We start from the raw sequence: 17457 nt of genomic DNA on the forward strand, positions 1-17457 counted from the left end.
GCGATCTTTCGCTTTTAGCAGGCCTCGATGCGAAACCCGAACCGCGGAAAATGCACATGCACCCAACCGCCGCGCTCGTCTTTACGACGCAGAATCAATTCCTCGCGACCGGCGAAAAGCAGCTCCCCCGCTACTGGATCAACACCATAGTCAGTCGCGGCGATTACCACCTGCTGACCGGGCTGGAACCCGTTCGGATCGGCAAACTGCTCGTCCGGCAGATCAACCGGCGTGGCATTGCGCGCCACCTCCAGGGCTTGTCCGGAAGTCATCTCGCTCGGCGCACCGTGACCGAAACCGAGCACCCGCGCCAACCAGGCCGACACCGCCGGATAGCTATCCACAAACGGTGAAGTCACGGCGGTTGCCTTGAGGAACCACAGCGGATGAGCCATTGCGAAGTCGGCAATCGACGGCTCGCCAAACAGATAATCGCCCTCCTCGCGCTGCAGCTGCTGCTCCAGGCGCGCCATGATCGTCGGCCATTGGTGTTTGGCCTGCTCGGCGGACAAGCGTGTAGCACTGCCACCGCTGAACAACGCGGCGCGGTCGGCGATGAATGCCTTGATCGCTTCCGGCGGCATATTGCCAAAGCGCACAGCTACCGATTCCGGCTGAAACACCAGGCTGACTGCATGCTGGAACACCACCGAATCGGCCCACGCGGCGAAGGAGGCCGCGATCATTTCCTGGCCTTCGGGGAAGAACGCCGGCAAGGCCTTTTCCTGTTCCAGGCGGCGGGCAATCAACGAAGTGTCGCAATAAATATCGGCGCCAACCTGCAACACCGGGGTTTTGCGATAGCCTCCGGTCAGGGCCGTCAGGTCAGGCTTTGGCATCACCGGCGAAATGTTCACCGAGCGCCAGGACAGCCCCTTGAAGCCCAGCAGCAAGCGGGCCTTTTCAGAAAAAGGGGAAGTCGGGTAATGATGAAGAATCAACTCGGACATGCTCGGCTCCGCCGCACGGGTAAGGAATCCGCAGCTTAGCGCGCAATCCATAAGCATCACACCGATATGCCTGATGGGAACTTATCAGTCAGATTGATAAGCCGGCAGCAAAGCTCGCCACCAGGCATTCCTTGGCGCTTTTCCTGAGTTTCTTGATCAGCCGTTCCTGGCGCAGCGCTTCGCTTTTATCGCGGCAGAGTTCGGTATAGACCAGCGCCACGGCCGGGCTGGAAAGAAAGAAGCGCGCGCCCTTGCCGCTCTGGTGAGTGGCAAAGCGGCGTACCGGATCGTCGCTGATCCCGCAGTAGAGCGCGCCATTGGCCGCGCGCACGAGGTAGACGAACCAGGGTTTACTCACCGGTGCATTGGCGTCGAGAGAATTTTCGCTGAGGGTGGTCACGGCACAATCAAAACTTGAAAGGAAACAAGCCGCGATCTTATCAGCGACTGGCCTGCCATGCCTTCAGCCCCTTCAGGGCCTGTGCCCGAACGGCGTTCCCTACCAATGGCGTCCAGCCCAGGATCAGGCCTTTGAAACCCAATGCCTGGCGGGACCAGGCCCACAGATCGAAACGGTCGTGGTGTTCGCAGATCTTGCCGTCACGGAAGACGAATCGTGCCTGGATGTCGTTGACCACGGTGTTGCCGGTCTGGCTGAACAGGTACGTCGCGACCCAATGCGCGGTGCCCGTGTGCTCATCGGCGTGAACGCTATCGAAGGTCAGGGAGAAATCCCTGGCCCGGGTCGTGAGCATGCGCCACATGTCGCCAGCATCGCGCCCGCGAAGCTCGCCGAACGCCGGATCACTGAACACCACGTCATCGGTATAGCAGGCGCTCATGGCCTCGGCGTCCAGCCGCTGGAAGGCTTGGTAGAACTGGGTGATCAATGCGCGATGGGCATCACTCATGGGCAGGCTCCGTACGAATAAAGGATTGCCAGCAAGATAGTCTGCAAAGCCGCCGAACACTATCGACATTCGTGGTGGGAATACCCTCTGGCACGCTAATGCACCATGCCACTGTCACGGGCATAAGCAAACAGATCCACGTCCGTGGAAATGCCCAGCCTCTGCATGGCCATGCTTTTCTGTTTACTGATCGTCGACACGCTGCGTTTGAAGTAACAAGCAATCTCGCTGACGGTCATGCCGCTGGCGAGCATTCTCACCACTTCATGTTCTTTGGCCGACAGTGACGGTAACGGGGACGAGTCCCCGGTGCCGGCCTCGGTCAGTTCGGCGCGCAGGGACTCGCTGATAAACCGCCGTCCCTGACTCACCGATTTGATCGCGTCGGGCAGCTCCGTCGCCGACGCGCCTTTAGCAACGATGGCCGTCGCACCTTCAGCGAAGGCCGACCTCAGTGTCGCGACGTTGGCAAACATGGTGACCAAAATGATCGGCAGCGCCGGGTAGTGCCGGCGCACCCTGCTCAGCATCTTCAGGCCATCGGCCTGCCCGTCGCCCGGCATGCAGAAGTCTGTGATCAGCAGATCACAAGGTAGTGTGGAAAGAAGACTCAGCAGGCTGTCGGGGCCGTCGGCTTCACCGACAACCACGCAGGTTGTGCTTGAATCGATGAGCATCCGCAAGCCGATACGAACGACGGGATGGTCGTCAGCGATGATGACGCGCATGGTCGTAGTTTTCCTGTGAGGTGACTGGAATGCGCGAAAAATAGCGCTGTCCACTGGCCACTACAACAACCAATCTCATCAGTAAAACAGCGACACTCAATGCCTTCGGGGTTTTGTCCTTTCTCTTACAAAACAAACAGACGCCCCCTACTTTTTTAAGCTACGTCACCCACGCCAAAAGACTACAGACAATACAGCGAACCATGACGAGTTGTAGTCCGTCGTCATCCTTCGTGCTCCGAACGCCGCGTTTTCGTATTAGTTGCATTCCTTCCGTCTACCCCGACCTATAGATTGCCTCCTGCCCACCCAGGGTAATGACTGACAACCTCCTTCAAGGAAGAGCCAACGCATGAACACACCTTTATCGTTGCTGGCCGCAGTCTTGCTGCTGACAGGCGCTCCGTCCGCTTTGGCCAGGTCCAACACCGACTTGAGTGTCACCGGCATGATCACTCCCAGTGCCTGTAAGCCCAGTCTCTCAAGCGGCGGTATCGTCGAGCACGGCAGGGTGGGGATGAAGGACCTGCATCCGGACCAGCCCACCCGGCTGGAAAACGGCACGCTCTACCTCGACGTGAACTGCGAGGCGGCCACCCTGTTTACCCTGACCACGATGGATAACCGCAGCGGATCTTCTGCCATCAGCCCGAGCCAGCACGGGCTGGGGATCGTTAATGATGACGAAAAACTGGGCAGTGTAGCCCTTGGTCTGTTTGACGCGATTGCCGACAAAGCCGCGGTAAAAACCATCTCGTCCCGGGACGATGGTGTCAGTTGGCGAGCGTCGCCCTACCTGGGACATGCCGGCAAGACTTCGTTTGCGGCGATGAATGCACCTGACACACCGATCGCCATAAAAGACCTGCATGCAAGGCTGACGGCATTCACCATTATCGTGCGTGCCAGCGACCTGACTCTGACCGATGAAATCCCCATCGACGGCCATATCACCGTGCAACTGGATTACTGACAGACCGCGTGCTGCGCAATATCAGCCTGGAGCGCTGACACCAGCAACCCGTGTCACGCCAGCACCCTTTTTTTGATCATTCAACGAGACACGTCATGACGATGTTTTCTGCTTTCGTGCGCCTTCTGATCCACGCCAGCGCTGGCTTACTCCCGCTCTTGATGACCGTTTACGCCCAAGCTGACGGGATGGTCCCGAACACTTCCGTGGTCATCATCAATGAGGCCGATGGCGAGGCGTCCGTTACAGTGACCAACACTGATACCACTCTGGCGTTGATGCACGTCACTCTCGAAAACATTGCCGAAGACCCTGAATCGCTGGTGTTTGTGACACCACCGCTGGCCCGGGTTGAAGCGTCGAAGACCCAGTTGGTGCGCTTTATTCTGCAATCGGAAAAACCCTTGCTCACCCAGCGTTTGAAGCGGGTGATCTTTGAAGGCATACCGCAAGGCAAACCCGCCGCCGAAGCTGGACAGGCCCGTGTAGGGGTGACGGTGCGCCAGAACCTGCCGGTGATTCTGCACCCTAAGGGCCTGGCGCCTAATCGCACCCCATGGACTGATCTTCAATGGTCACTAAATGGCGATCAACTGACCGTGCGCAATGACACTCCCTACGTGGTCCGTCTGGGCCAGCAGGTACATCTGCTGCCTTCGGCGGGCAGTGCGATGTTGCCCAAGACCTACGTGTTGCCCGGTGAGCACATTAGCGTTTCGGTACCAGCCGGGACTGCCACGCATGTGCGCTTTCAACCGGCCACCGTCTACGGTTTTGCGGTACCGCTCTATGACGCGCCGATCAGCTCCTGACGATTGCAGCGACCCAGGACGCCACAAAGGAACAGTGAGCGCCTTGTTTTCAGTGAAGTGGAATCCGAGCGTGACTGAGGCCACAGTGCAATCGGCCGGCACGCGCGCATAAACCAAGTGAAACCCATGAACACAGTGATGATTTACCGTGACGGCGAAGCCATGCCCGCGATTCGGTTGATTGCTCATCCTCACGCCTGCCGGCTGTGGATGAAAGCAGTGTTGCTGCTAGCTATTGTGCTGATGGCGCTCGATGCTCGAGCCGACGTGCCGTCGCCGGCATCGTTCGATAAAAACACCCTGCAGCAACGCGGTATCGATCCGGCGCTGGCGACGCTGTTGCTGGCGGCACCGAGCTTCCCCGCAGGGCGGCATCCGGTCACGTTGTCGGTCAATGGCCAGCGTCAGGGTCGGGTCGACGTCCGGTTCAATCGCGACGGGACGTTGTGCTTTGATCGCGACTTGCTCGACGCGGCGAACCTGGGTGTGCCTGAACAGTTGGTGGACGCACAACCTGCAAACGACACCCCGTGTCACGATGTGCTCGGCACCTGGCCGCAAACCGTCGTCGATCAGGACCCGGCCAATCTTGCCCTGTCATTGATCGTGCCCGGCGACGCACTGCGCCCGGTTCTTCGAGATGTGTCCGGCTATCAAACCGGCGGCATCGCTGGCCTGCTCAATTACGACGTAACCGGTCTGCACAGCCGATACGGCGATGATTCGAGCCGCTACGCCTCGGCCAGCACCGAGTTGGGTTTCAATGCCGGTGACTGGATCGTGCGCAGCCGACAGATTCAGACCTGGCAGGACGATATCTCCCGCACGACGCACATTGCGGCGTACGCCCAGCGCACATTCGCCAGCCAGGAAGCGGTGCTGCAGGCGGGCCAGATCAATCTCTACAACCCGGTGCTGGCCGGTGCGCAGATCACCGGCGTGCAAGTACTGAACGAACAGGCACTGCAGGTCGAAGGACAAAGCGCGGTCATCGAAGGCATTGCCAACAGTCAGGCGCAGGTCGAAATCCGCCAGAACGGCGCGTTGATCCACTCCACGGTGGTGCCCGCCGGACCGTTTGCGTTGACCAATGTACGTCGCCTCAACAGCCGCTCCGATGTGGAAGTCACGGTCAAGGAGGCTGATGGCAGCGAGCGCCGCTTCACCGTTCCTGCCGCGATGCTCGGCATCGGTTTACCGGCTCCGGGTTACTCGCTGGCGGCTGGCAGGGTGCGCAATACCGGCGACGAAGAAGGTGGCGATCCCTGGTTGATCAGTAGCGGCTGGAGCGGTGCACTCGGTGCACAAGCCCTGCTGAGCGTCGGCATTACCGGCGCCGACGAGTACCGCGCGGCGGGTGCCGGCATCGCGCTGTTACCCTCACCTGTCACCCAGATTCAAGCCACGTTGACAGGTGCCAACGCCAGCGGCCAACAACCCGGTAAAGGGCTTCAGATCGACCTGAGCGCCTCACACCTTTTGAGCGAGCAGTGGTCACTCAATGCCGGCGGCTCTTACCGGACCCCGGGTTACCGGGAACTGGAAGACGCAGTGTTCGATAGCACCAGTGACCAGCGTAATTCCCGTTACCGCGACCAGCAAAGCGCTGCGCTGTCCTGGTCCCATCCCTGGCTCGGCGCATTCAGTGCCGGCTTCAGTCGTTCTGGCACGTTCGACGGTGACAGCAGCAGCCGCGCGCTCGCCTCCTGGGGGACCAACATCGGCGGTGTATCGATCTCGGCTACGGCTGAGTGGCAGGTCAGTGGCGCCAACCGCAGCGACGACAGCGTATATGTGAACCTGAGCATCCCGTTGGGCCAGAACCGCCGGGCACGCACCTGGGCGCGCAGCACGGGCGGCGAGTACCGCAGCGGCGTGGGCGTGAGTGAACAGATCAACGATCAATTGGCGTATCGGGTCGGCGTCGAGCACGACACACGAGACCGGCAGGTGCAATCGCACGCGGGGGTTTCCTTGCTGCCGCGCTACACCCAACTGGACCTGAACTACACCCGCACTGATGCCGAGCGTGACAGTTATCAGATCGGTGCCCGGGGCGGGGCCGTGCTGCACGGCGGTGGCGTGACGCTGTCGCCCTATCAGGTGAGCGACACCTTCGCGCTGCTTTCGGTGGGCAATATGGGCGCGATCAAAGTGACGACGCCCAGCGGCCCGGTCTGGACCGACTGGCAAGGCCGGGCGGTGGTCCCGCAAGTGGTGGCCTACGGTCGCAGCGCGGTGGAAGTGGACACCAGAACCCTGCCGCGCAACGCCGACATCAACAACGGGCTCGCGGTGATTTCGGCCGGTCGCGGTGCCGTCGACAACGTTGAGTTCGGCATCAGCCTGACACGGCGCGCCTTGCTCAAAGTGACTAACAACAACGGGGAGCCACTACCCCGTGGCGCGGCTGTGAATACCGGGGAGGGTGAGTTCGTCACCCTGGTGCAGGACGGCGGCCTGGTGTTCCTGCCCAACGTCCTCGACACCCGTGCGCTGTGGATCAGCGCGCCGGGGATGGAACGTTGTGAACTGCGTTTCACACTGCCGGAGGACGCCGATCCCAGCGCCTATTACGAAACAGCACCCGCCCAGTGCGGGGCTCTTTGAGGGTGATGATATGAACCTGTTGCGCTATTGGCTGCCGGGCCTCGTCTTTGCGGTACTGAGCGGGCTCATGCCGGTCGCCCGGGCATCCACTGATGACTGTCAGTTCAACCTGAGTCAACCGCTGCTTGATTACGGTCTGATGAATCGGGCGATACGCCCCGATGCCAGTCCTGAGCGATCCTTGGGTGAGCGTCGCCTCGGCCTGAGCCTGAGCTGTTCGCAACCGGTCGACATGAGCGTGTTTTACCGGGCCATGGCGACAACGGCCGAACGCTTTCGCTTTGCCGAACGCGGCAGCTACCAGATCCGTGTTCGCGACGCAGCGCTTGATGGTCGGTCAGTCGAGATCGGTTTGATTGCCGGTGTCGGTCAGGCACCCGTGATGACGGCATCGAACCTGATCTGGCGACCGGCGCACGGGATCGTTCCGGTACAGGCAGGTGTGCCCGCGCAGGGCCGCCATTTCACGGCGCAGCTCGAGCTGACCGCCTGGGTACAAGAGCAAGGTCAACAGGTGCGTGATGCAGTCACCTGGGAAACCACGGGGGAGTTCGACGCGACTAGCATCGGACGTCGCCAACAGGCGACCTTGCGCGCCCGATTCGCACCGGCGGCCTGCGAACCGGCGCTATCCAACGGTGGGCTGGTCGACTTTGGCACGCTGTCGGTAAACGACCTGAACGCGACCCAAAGCACGCGTCTGCCTGCGCGATCCCTGACGTTGAACGTGCGCTGCGATGCACCGACTACGTTCGCCATGCTCATGCATGACAACCGCTTGGGTACGGCGATAGCCAACAACGAAACGGACTACGGCCTGGGGACGGATAGCCGCAACGGCAAGATCGGTTCGTTTTCGCTGAACTTCGACCCGGTCGACGCCAGCGCCGACCCGTTCGCCAGCCTCTTTCTAACCGGTTCCGCCAATGGCGGCATGGCATGGAGCACGGCCGGCCCGACCTCGATGGCCATCGGCAAAAACAGCTACCTGGGTTTTACCGACAACCCCGCAAATTCCGGCCCGGCACTGATCCAGAACCTCAGCACCCGGCTCACCGTCAACGCCGTCATCGCCCCTACCAACAGCCTGGATTTGAGCAGCGCCATCGACCTCGATGGCTCGGGGACGATCGAGATTATTTACCTGTAGCAAACCACCCAACCTGGTACGCGCCCCGAATGCAATCAAGCATCGTGGCCAGCCGGGACAACAACCCTAGAAGTGAGTAACACATAATGAAAAAATACTTGGCAGCACTCTCGGCCACCGCATTGATCGGCATCGCGCCTTATGCGCTTGCAGCCCCCAGCACCGATTTGACGGTCATCGGTACCATCACCCCCAATGCGTGCACGCCGACCTTGTCTGGCGGCGGGGTCGTCGACCACAAGACGATTTCGTCCAACGACTTGAATCAGGACAAATCCACGAACCTGCCTGACAAGACCTTGCAACTCTCCGTGAGTTGCGGTTCAGCCATTGCGTTCAGGCTGAAACCGATCGATAACCGGATTGGTTCCGGTATAGGTAGCAATTTGTTCGGCCTGGGTTACATCAACGGCAATCAGAAGCTCGGCAGTGTCGATGTGCAAATCAGGGCTCCACTGGCCGATGGTGTTCCGGTGCAGCCTTTGCAGTCTAACGACGATGGCAACACCTGGTTTCAATCGGCCTTTCTGGCACCTAGTACCCTCGCGGCATTCAGGTCTACCGGTGGACCGTACACGCCGATCGCCATCAAGGAACTGATAACCGACCTTCGGATATACACCCAGATTGCCCGCGCCGACTCACTCGACCTGACCAACGATGTCGCCCTCGACGGCTCGATTACCCTCGAAGTCGAGTATCCATAACACCGCAGCCCACCTTGCCCGGACTCATGCCCCGGGCAAGGACTCATGCCGCTTGCTCGTCCTGCCAAGGAGCGAATTCAGACTTTTTCGCTGACCACCTGAACGTAAAGCGAACGCCCGGCGCCCAGCCCGGCAATGATCGCACCCAGGCCGATCACCCCGAAGATCCAGCCCACGGCGTTCCAGCCGCCGGTCCAGTCGTGCACGATGCCGACCGCGAATGGCCCCATGGAGGCCAGGGTGTAGCCGAAACCCTGGGCCATGCTCGACAGGTTCGCCGCCACGTGGGAATCGCGCGAGCGCAATACGATCAGGGTCAATGCCAGGCTGAACGTGGCGCCCTGCCCCAGCCCCAGCACAATCGCCCATCCCCACAAGCCTTCGATCGGGGCGTACAGGCAACCGAACAAACCTGCCAGGGTCAGCGCCATGACGATCACGATCGCCAGGCGCTGGTCCTTGCCGCGAGTCGCCAGCCATGGCGCTGCAAGGGAGCTGATCAATTGAACGATCACCGAACCCGACAGCACCAGCCCGGCCTGGGTTGCGCTCAGGCCACGACCGATCAGGATCGACGGCAACCAGCCGAACACGATGTAGGCCAGGGACGATTGCAGGCCCATGTACAAGGTGACTTGCCAGGCCAACGGGTCGCGCAGCAATCCTCGCACGCGATAGGCAACGTTATGCGCGCCGTGTTTCTGCCCGGTTTGTGGCAGCCAGAACATCGCCGCGATCAAGGCTGGAATCACCCAGAACCCGAGGCCCAGGCTCCAGCTGTTGTCGAAGTGTTCACTCAACGGCACCGTGGCGCCCGCGGCCATTGCCGCGCCCAGGCACAGGGCCATGGTGTAGACACCGGTCATGGTACCGGCGTGTTTAGCGAAGTCGCGCTTGACGATGCCCGGCAGCAACACGCCGATCACGCCGATGCTGGCACCTGCCAGCACACTGCCGGCAAACAGACCGATTTCGCCGAAGGAACTGCGCAGGATGATCCCCCCCGCCAGCGTCAGGAGAATGCCCAACACCACACGCTCGGCCCCGAAGCGGCGCGCCAGCACCGGTGCCAGCGGAGCGAACAAACCGAGGCACAGTACCGGCAACGTCGTCAGCAAACCGGCTTGGGCCGCCGACAGGCCGAGGCTTTTCGACACCTCGCTCAGCAGCGGCGCCATGCTCGACAGCGCCGGGCGCAGATTCAAAGCCACCAGGATCAGGCCCAGCAGCAACAACCACGGATGCCGCAGAACTGGCTGGGTTTGCTGGACCTGCTCGTCATCGGCCTCGGCGTCGATCAGCAGCTCTTCCAGCTCTGCCGTGCGCTTGGGTGAAGTGACATCGGTGTGCTGGCTGGACATGGCGTTCTCGGTTTCAAGGTTCATTGATCAACTGCCTCGACAGGGCTTTGGCCCGCTCCGGGTCGCGTTGCTCCACGGCATCAAGCAGTTCGACGTGCAGGTCGAACACCTCCTGGCGCCGGGGCGTGATGTTCAGGCAGTGGCGCAATTGTTCGCCGACAACGCTGGAGAAATAGCGATACAGCTCACTGAGCGTCGGGTTGTGCGCGGCGTCCACCAGGCGTCGGTGGAACACCAGGTCACAGGCGATGTAGGTGTCGAGATCGCCGTGATAGTGGGTACCGCTGACGCCCAGTGCCTCGCGCAAGGCCACCAGGTCTTCATCGGTGCGGCGCATGGCGGCCAGGCCGATGGCCTCGACTTCAAGGATGTGCCGTGTCTCCCGGGCCTGTTCGAGTGAGCAGCGGGACAACGCCTTTAGGGTGTCCAGCGGATCGACCACCGCGCGCAGGTAACTGCCGTCTCCCTGACGGATCTCGATCAACCCGGAAAACGCCAGCACGCGCATGGCTTCGCGCACCGTGTTGCGGCTGATGCCCAGCTCTGCGGACAACTCGGGCTCGGTGGGCAAACGCTGACCGACCGCCCAGACGCCCTGGTTGATGCGCAAGCGCAACTGCTCCAAGGCCTGATCGACCAGGGAGCGCTTGATTAACGGAGAAGTATCTGACATGGGATTCATCCTTTCATCCAATCATAGGATGAATTTTCTGACATCTTAGTCAGCTTAACGCCAGAGAACAACCCTCCCCTCTGTAGGAGGTAGGAGCGAGCATGCTCCGGGCGGCGTTCCGACGATGGTCGTCAACGATAACGTTGGAAACCTGGCACCCCGCGGAGCACTCAGGTTTTTCGCGAGCATGCTCGCTCCTACTGGGATGGCAGGGATGGCAGGGACGGCAGGATTGGCAGGCGAAAAAAAACCCTTCACGGTTTGCCGTGAAGGGCCTTTTTTGATGCCCGTGTATCAGGCTTCGGTCTTGGCTGCCGCTGCTTTGGCAGCCGCGTCCTTGATCAGCGCCTGCAACGAACCATCAGCGGACATTTCAGTCATGATGTCGCTACCGCCAACCAGCTCGCCAGCTACCCACAATTGCGGGAAAGTTGGCCAGTTGGCGTATTTAGGCAGGTTGGCGCGGATTTCCGGGTTCTGCAGGATATCCACGTACGCAAATTTTTCGCCACACGCCATCACGGCCTGCGCGGCTTTCGCGGAGAAGCCGCACTGCGGGGCATTCGGCGAGCCTTTCATGTAAAGCAGAATGGTGTTGTTGGCAATCTGCTCTTTAATCGTTTCGATGATATCCATGGAGCACCTCGGCTGAACTTTCCGACTCATGGGTCGGCACGGTGGCGCATTGTAACGGAAAGCCGAGCGCCCTGCTCGGTCTCTCCGTCTGATGCGATCAGGCCGCTACCACGGTCACTGGCACACCGTTCAACGCCGCATTACCCGACAACTCGTCGAGCTGACACTCGTCGGTCAGGTCATTGGCGCTGGAACCCGGCTGACCACTGGCGATGCTCATTTGCACACCTGGCCGGGCATGGCCCCAACCGTGTGGAAGACTGACCACACCTTTCATCATATCCAGGCTGGCCAACACTTCCACTTCGATCACCCCGACCCGCGAACTGACCCGCACCTTCTGCCCGTCGCTTAATTTGCGACTCGCCAGATCATCCGGGTGCATCAACAGCTGATGACGCGGCTTGCCCTTCACCAGACGGTGATAGTTGTGCATCCATGAGTTATTGCTGCGCACATGTCGCCGACCGATCATCAACAACTCATCGCTGGTCGGCGCCTGCAATGTCGCGAAACGCGCCAGGTCGGCGAGGATTGCGGCGGGGGCAGCCTGGATTCGCTGATTGGCGGTTTTCAGGCGTGGCACCAGATTGGGCTTCAGTGCGCCCAGGTCAACCCCATGGGGATGATCGAACAGGGTTGCCAGCGACAGCTTGTGCGGCGACGCGTCGCCGTACAGTCCCATGCGCAAACCACGGTCGATCATCTGCGCCGGGGCGATAGTGGGCTTCAACTCCTTGCCGGTCTTCGCTGCAAACGCCTGGGCCAACCCGACGAAAATCTCCCAGTCGTGCAATGCACCCTCGGGCTTGGGCAGGATGGCGCGGTTGAAGCGGCTGACATTGCGCACCGCAAACATATTGAAGGTGGTGTCGTAATGATCGTTTTCCAGCGCAGAAGTAGACGGCAGGATCAGGTCGGCATAACGCGTGGTTTCATTGATGTACAGGTCGACACTGACCATGAACTCCAGGCCGTCCAGCGCCTGCTCGAGCTGGCGTCCATTCGGCGTGGACAGCACCGGGTTGCCCGCCACGGTGATCAATGCACGGACCTGCCCTTCGCCTTCGGTGAGCATCTCTTCGGCCAGCGCCGACACCGGCAGTTCGCCACCGTACTCCGGGCGCCCGGACACCCGACTCTGCCACACATTGAAGTGCCCGCCCGACGTCGAAGCCACCAGGTCCACCGCCGGTTCCGTGCACAAGGCACCGCCGACGCGGTCGAGGTTGCCGGTAACCAGGTTGATCAACTGCACCAGCCAATGGCACAGGGTGCCGAATGCCTGGGTCGAGACGCCCATGCGTCCGTAGCAAACCGCCGTGGGTGCGGCGGCAAAATCCCGTGCCAATTGGCGGATCCGCTCCGCCGGCACCGCACACAATGGACTCATGACGTCGGCGGAGAAACCGGTCACGGCTTCGCGCACCTGGTCCAGACCGTCCACTGGCAAATGACTGTCGCGGGTCAGGCCTTCGGCGAACAGGGTATGCAGCAGACCGAACAGCAGCGCCGCATCGCCACCGGGGCGCACGAACAGATGCTGGTCGGCGATTGCCGCCGTTTCGCTGCGACGCGGATCGACCACCACGACCTTGCCGCCTCGGGCCTGGATCGCCTTCAAGCGTTTTTCCACGTCGGGCACGGTCATGATGCTGCCGTTGGAGGCCAGCGGGTTGCCGCCCAGGATCAACATGAAGTCGGTGTGGTCGATGTCCGGTATCGGCAACAGCAAACCGTGGCCATACATCAAGTGACTGGTCAGGTGATGGGGCAACTGGTCGACCGACGTCGCGGAATACCGGTTACGGGTTTTCAGCAAGCCAAGGAAGTAATTGCTGTGGGTCATCAACCCATAGTTGTGCACGCTGGGGTTGCCTTGATAGACCGCCACCGCATTCTGCCCGTGGCGCTCCTGAATCGCGGCCAGGCGTTCGGCGACCAGGTTGAAGGCGTCGTCCCATTCGATGGGTTGCCACTCGCTGCCCACCCGTCGCATTGGCTGATGCAGGCGATCCGGATCGTTCTGGATGTCTTGCAGGGCAACCGCTTTGGGGCAGATGTGCCCACGGCTGAAGCTGTCCTGGGGGTCGCCCTTGATCGAGGTGATCTGCAGGTTGCCCTCGAGCTCGGTGGTTTCGATGGTCAGCCCGCAAATGGCTTCACACAAATGGCACGCACGGTGATGGAGAGTCTTGGTCATGGCCAGTCTCTGTCTTGTTCTGGGCGGGCAATAGCGACCGCGGAAACAAAACTATGGTGCCTGCCCCTCCAGCGCGCCAGCGACGTTCATCTTGTGAATCGGTGGTTATCAGGCCTGCCGATAACCGCAAGCCATCAGCTCGAAGGCAACCTCGGCGGCGCCTGCAACTGGATTTCCTGGAGGGTTTCGACCGGCCCTTGGGCTGCGTGCACACCGGTCAGCTCGCCAATCAGGCGCCAGTGTTCGTCAAGCCCGGCACTGATGGTGACCATGCGATCGATCATGCGCCGTCCTGCGTCGCGTGTGACCTGGTCGTCGCTGCGCAGCAGTTCGAAAGACATCGATGTCATGGAGGCGGTCAGGTGAGTCAGGGAGCGTGCCGTGAGGCCGAGCAATTCCATAAGCTGCTGTTCTTTCGATTCCATCGCTGAGCTTCCTGCGTCACTCGTGAATTAGTTATAACCCAGCACTTTGCATTCGCAAGTATTTCAGATCGGCTGCGCCCGGCACCAAGGCCACGAACCACCGGCCGAAAACCGACTGTCTGTTCGCCATCCCCGCCCCTCTGGATTGCCAAGTTCCAAGGCCCCGGTGTACAAATGCCTGGCTGCAGTCAGGAAACAGGCTTCAAAAGCGCTATTGCGGTCCACCGATAGCCCCTCTGAAATCCCCTAAAAACCGTAGCCCTATTGGTAAGACGCGACATTTAATTATAAGATCGCGCCTTCCCCTATTTCGTCGCCCCGTGCGGCTTACGCCGCAGGTCTCGCCCGTTGTTCCGTTAAACAAGGCTTTGAGCATCTGCGGTTTGTAGCAAAAAGGTAGTCAATGATGAGCGCAAGGCACTTTCTCTCCCTGATGGATTGCACGCCCCAAGAGCTGGTCAGCGTGATCCGTCGAGGCGTTGAGCTCAAAGACCTGCGTAACCGCGGTGTACTGTTCGAGCCTTTGAAAAACCGCGTGCTCGGGATGATTTTCGAAAAGTCCTCGACCCGCACCCGAATTTCGTTCGAAGCCGGCATGATCCAGCTCGGTGGCCAGGCGATCTTCCTGTCGCCGCGCGACACCCAACTGGGCCGTGGCGAACCGATCGGCGACTGCGCGATCGTCATGTCGAGCATGCTCGACGCCGTGATGATCCGCACCTTTGCCCACAGCAACTTGACCGAATTCGCCGCCAACTCCCGTGTGCCGGTGATCAACGGCCTGTCCGACGACCTGCACCCGTGCCAGTTGCTGGCCGACATGCAGACGTTCCTCGAGCACCGTGGCTCCATCCAGGGCAAGACCGTTGCCTGGATCGGTGACGGCAACAACATGTGCAACAGTTATATAGAAGCGGCGATCCAGTTCGACTTCCAGTTGCGCATCGCCTGCCCGGAAGGTTACGAACCCAATCCCGAATTCGTGGCCAAGGCCGGCGATCGGGTGACCATCGTTCGTGATCCCCAGGACGCCGTGCGCGGTGCGCATCTGGTGAGCACTGACGTCTGGACCTCCATGGGCCAGGAAGAAGAAACTGCCAAGCGCCTGCAGCTGTTTGCTCCATACCAGGTCAACCGTGCCCTGCTCGACCTGGCCGCCCCGGACGTACTGTTCATGCATTGCTTGCCGGCCCACCGCGGCGAAGAGATCAGCCTCGACCTGCTCGACGACCCGCGCTCGGTGGCATGGGACCAGGCTGAAAACCGGCTTCACGCACAAAAGGCCCTGCTCGAGTTTCTGGTCGAAGCGGCGTACCACCACGCATGAGCCAGCCATTACTGCTTAACCTGCGCAACCTCGCCTGCGGCTATCAAGACCAGCGCGTGGTGCAAAACCTCAACCTGCATTTGAACGCCGGTGACATCGGCTGCCTGCTGGGCTCCTCGGGCTGCGGCAAGACCACCACCCTGCGCGCCATCGCCGGCTTCGAACCGGTGCACGAAGGTGACATCCAGCTGGCTGGCGAGACCATCTCCAGTGCCGGTTTCACCCTCGCACCCGAGAAACGTCGCATCGGCATGGTGTTCCAGGACTACGCCCTGTTTCCGCATTTGAGCGTGGCTGACAACATCGCCTTCGGCATTCGCAAACATCCGAACAAGGATCGCGTCACCGAAGAGTTGCTCGAACTGGTCAACCTGAAAAACCTCGGCAAGCGTTACCCCCACGAGCTCTCCGGTGGCCAGCAGCAACGGGTCGCCCTGGCTCGCGCCCTGGCGCCAGAACCACAATTGCTGCTGCTGGACGAACCGTTCTCCAACCTCGACGGAGAATTGCGCCGCAAACTCAGCCACGAGGTGCGCGACATCCTCAAGGCCCGTGGCACCAGCGCGATCCTGGTCACCCACGACCAGGAAGAGGCCTTCGCGGTCAGCGATCACGTCGGCGTGTTCAAGGAAGGCCGGCTTGAGCAATGGGATACGCCCTACAACCTCTATCACGAACCACTGACACCCTATGTGGCCAGCTTCATCGGCCAGGGTTACTTCATTCGCGGCCAGTTGAGCAGCCCGGAGTCGGTGCAGACGGAACTCGGTGAATTGCGCGGTAACCGCGCCTACACCTGGCCGGTCGGCGGTGCGGTGGATGTATTGCTGCGTCCGGACGATATCGTCTATGCGCCAGACAGTGCATTGAAGGCGCGGATCGTCGGCAAGTCTTTCCAGGGTGCCTCGACGCTTTACCGCCTGCAAATGCTGACCGGCGCACAACTGGAATCGATTTTCCCGAGCCATGTCGATCATCAGATCGGCGCAGAAGTCGGCATTCGTGTGGCGGCGGAACACCTGGTGCTGTTCCAGGCCTCCGGCAGCATGGCGGCGCAGATTCCAACCGTTGATTCAGGCGTGCGGCGCCACAGCACCGCGCACTGATCAACAGCAAAAGATCGCAGCCTGCGGCAGCTCCTACATTGGAATGCGCTCCCTGTAGGAGCTGCCGCAGGCTGCGATCTTTTCGTTTTCAACCCAAGTTCAAGCTCGGCCTATATCGGCGAATGTTGCCTGGGTGTGCTCCGCCAGCACCGCCGGTGCCAGTTCGACCTCCAACCCCCGCCGTCCCGCACTGACAAAAATGCTCGCCAACGGCTGGGCCGAACTGTCGATAAAGGTCCGCAAGCGCTTCTTCTGTCCCAGCGGGCTAATACCGCCCAGTAGATAACCGGTGGAGCGTTGCGCCGCCGCAGGGTCGGCCATTTCGACCTTCTTCACCTTGGCCGCATGGGCCAGGCCCTTCAAGTCCAGGCTTCCGCCGACGGGCACCACCGCAACCAGCAATTCGCCTTTCTCACTGGCCGCCAGCAAGGTCTTGAACACTTGCGCCGGGTCCAGTCCGAGCTTCTCCGCCGCTTCCAGCCCATAGGAAGCGGCCTTCGGGTCATGTTCATAACTGTGCACACGGTGTTCGGCGCGAACCTTTTTCAGCAAATCCAATGCGGGTGTCATGACAGCTCCAGACTGGGTGGCGGTAGAAATCCTCGGCCGGATTCTAAGACATTGACCCACAAAAGGCTCTATTGCGGCACTGCCTTAAAAAAGCCCATGTGATTTTGCACACTCACCGACGCGATCATTCACAGAACTAATAGATTATTTGTGACCAGCGGTTCACTTTCGACCTTTGACATCAGCGTTTCTTGTCTATATTTTTTCGTTTCTGAAACTGTATGAAATGTCTTACCGCAGTACCCAGCTGCAAAACGGGAACAGGATGGGGATCCTGCCTCAATGAAGAACGCGCTTCGACCATGATGAAATGAA

Annotated in this window: 17 protein-coding genes; 7 read left to right on the forward strand and 10 right to left on the reverse strand. The window is 60.5% G+C overall.

Annotation, left to right across the window (positions count from 1 at the left end; all coding sequences use genetic code 11):
- Window positions 1-14: 14 nt before the first annotated feature.
- The 4 genes from HGP31_RS25380 to HGP31_RS25395 all read right to left on the reverse strand — a co-directional run bounded on the left by HGP31_RS25380 (window position 15) and on the right by HGP31_RS25395 (window position 2589).
- On the reverse strand, window positions 15-950 hold the full coding sequence (locus tag HGP31_RS25380; RefSeq protein WP_168758873.1) for a glutathione S-transferase family protein: 936 nt from the start codon (window positions 948-950) through the stop codon (window positions 15-17).
- Window positions 951-1038: 88 nt separating this feature from the next.
- The gene (locus tag HGP31_RS25385) at window positions 1039-1350 is read right to left on the reverse strand and encodes a GIY-YIG nuclease family protein (protein WP_020799839.1); all 312 of its coding nucleotides are present in this window, start codon (window positions 1348-1350) and stop codon (window positions 1039-1041) included.
- A gap of 40 nt (window positions 1351-1390) precedes the next feature.
- Window positions 1391-1861: a nuclear transport factor 2 family protein gene (locus HGP31_RS25390; RefSeq protein ID WP_020799840.1), complete on the reverse strand. Its 471-nt coding sequence runs from the start codon at window positions 1859-1861 to the stop codon at window positions 1391-1393.
- A 95-nt stretch (window positions 1862-1956) separates the two neighbouring features.
- A complete protein-coding gene (locus HGP31_RS25395) occupies window positions 1957-2589 on the reverse strand; it encodes a response regulator (protein ID WP_020799841.1) in 633 nt (210 codons plus the stop codon).
- A gap of 352 nt (window positions 2590-2941) precedes the next feature.
- Here HGP31_RS25395 and HGP31_RS25400 point away from each other — a divergent pair, with 352 nt between their 5' ends.
- The 5 genes from HGP31_RS25400 to HGP31_RS25420 all read left to right on the forward strand — a co-directional run bounded on the left by HGP31_RS25400 (window position 2942) and on the right by HGP31_RS25420 (window position 8841).
- On the forward strand, window positions 2942-3562 hold the full coding sequence (locus HGP31_RS25400) for a DUF1120 domain-containing protein (protein ID WP_168758874.1): 621 nt from the start codon (window positions 2942-2944) through the stop codon (window positions 3560-3562).
- 95 nt (window positions 3563-3657) lie between these two features.
- A complete protein-coding gene (locus HGP31_RS25405; protein WP_168758875.1) occupies window positions 3658-4374 on the forward strand; it encodes a fimbria/pilus chaperone family protein in 717 nt (238 codons plus the stop codon).
- 126 nt (window positions 4375-4500) lie between these two features.
- On the forward strand, window positions 4501-6984 hold the full coding sequence (locus HGP31_RS25410) for a fimbria/pilus outer membrane usher protein (RefSeq protein WP_168758876.1): 2484 nt from the start codon (window positions 4501-4503) through the stop codon (window positions 6982-6984).
- A 10-nt stretch (window positions 6985-6994) separates the two neighbouring features.
- Entirely contained in the window at window positions 6995-8134 is a 1140-nt protein-coding gene (locus tag HGP31_RS25415) for a DUF1120 domain-containing protein (RefSeq protein ID WP_168758877.1), read from the forward strand.
- An 86-nt stretch (window positions 8135-8220) separates the two neighbouring features.
- The gene (locus tag HGP31_RS25420; protein WP_168758878.1) at window positions 8221-8841 is read left to right on the forward strand and encodes a DUF1120 domain-containing protein; all 621 of its coding nucleotides are present in this window, start codon (window positions 8221-8223) and stop codon (window positions 8839-8841) included.
- 77 nt (window positions 8842-8918) lie between these two features.
- On the opposite strand, the gene HGP31_RS25425 is transcribed toward HGP31_RS25420, so the two are convergent.
- The 5 genes from HGP31_RS25425 to HGP31_RS25445 all read right to left on the reverse strand — a co-directional run bounded on the left by HGP31_RS25425 (window position 8919) and on the right by HGP31_RS25445 (window position 14139).
- A complete protein-coding gene (locus tag HGP31_RS25425; protein WP_168758879.1) occupies window positions 8919-10226 on the reverse strand; it encodes a CynX/NimT family MFS transporter in 1308 nt (435 codons plus the stop codon).
- On the reverse strand, window positions 10216-10875 hold the full coding sequence (locus HGP31_RS25430) for a FadR/GntR family transcriptional regulator (protein ID WP_020799848.1): 660 nt from the start codon (window positions 10873-10875) through the stop codon (window positions 10216-10218). The genes HGP31_RS25425 and HGP31_RS25430 overlap by 11 nt, the downstream gene beginning before the upstream one ends.
- A 294-nt stretch (window positions 10876-11169) precedes the next feature.
- The gene (gene grxD / locus HGP31_RS25435; RefSeq protein ID WP_007938922.1) at window positions 11170-11511 is read right to left on the reverse strand and encodes a Grx4 family monothiol glutaredoxin; all 342 of its coding nucleotides are present in this window, start codon (window positions 11509-11511) and stop codon (window positions 11170-11172) included.
- A 97-nt stretch (window positions 11512-11608) separates the two neighbouring features.
- Window positions 11609-13714 carry a molybdopterin oxidoreductase family protein gene (locus tag HGP31_RS25440; RefSeq protein ID WP_168758880.1) on the reverse strand — a complete coding sequence of 702 codons (2106 nt, stop codon included), beginning with the start codon at window positions 13712-13714 and terminating at the stop codon, window positions 11609-11611.
- A gap of 134 nt (window positions 13715-13848) precedes the next feature.
- On the reverse strand, window positions 13849-14139 hold the full coding sequence (locus HGP31_RS25445; protein WP_020799851.1) for a hypothetical protein: 291 nt from the start codon (window positions 14137-14139) through the stop codon (window positions 13849-13851).
- A 406-nt stretch (window positions 14140-14545) separates the two neighbouring features.
- Between HGP31_RS25445 and argF the strand changes: the two genes are divergently transcribed.
- Together argF and HGP31_RS25455 are read left to right on the forward strand one after the other, a co-directional pair.
- Entirely contained in the window at window positions 14546-15466 is a 921-nt protein-coding gene (argF, locus tag HGP31_RS25450) for an ornithine carbamoyltransferase (protein WP_032831452.1), read from the forward strand.
- A complete protein-coding gene (locus HGP31_RS25455; protein ID WP_110752750.1) occupies window positions 15463-16572 on the forward strand; it encodes an ABC transporter ATP-binding protein in 1110 nt (369 codons plus the stop codon). Before argF ends, HGP31_RS25455 begins: the two co-directional genes overlap by 4 nt.
- A gap of 99 nt (window positions 16573-16671) precedes the next feature.
- On the opposite strand, the gene ybaK is transcribed toward HGP31_RS25455, so the two are convergent.
- Window positions 16672-17142 (reverse strand): Cys-tRNA(Pro) deacylase, encoded by a 471-nt coding sequence (gene ybaK, locus HGP31_RS25460; RefSeq protein ID WP_020799853.1) that lies wholly within the window; start codon window positions 17140-17142, stop codon window positions 16672-16674.
- Window positions 17143-17457 lie beyond the last annotated feature (315 nt).

Origin of the sequence: Pseudomonas umsongensis, assembly GCF_012647205.1 — a bacterium.
GTDB lineage: Bacteria > Pseudomonadota > Gammaproteobacteria > Pseudomonadales > Pseudomonadaceae > Aquipseudomonas > Aquipseudomonas umsongensis.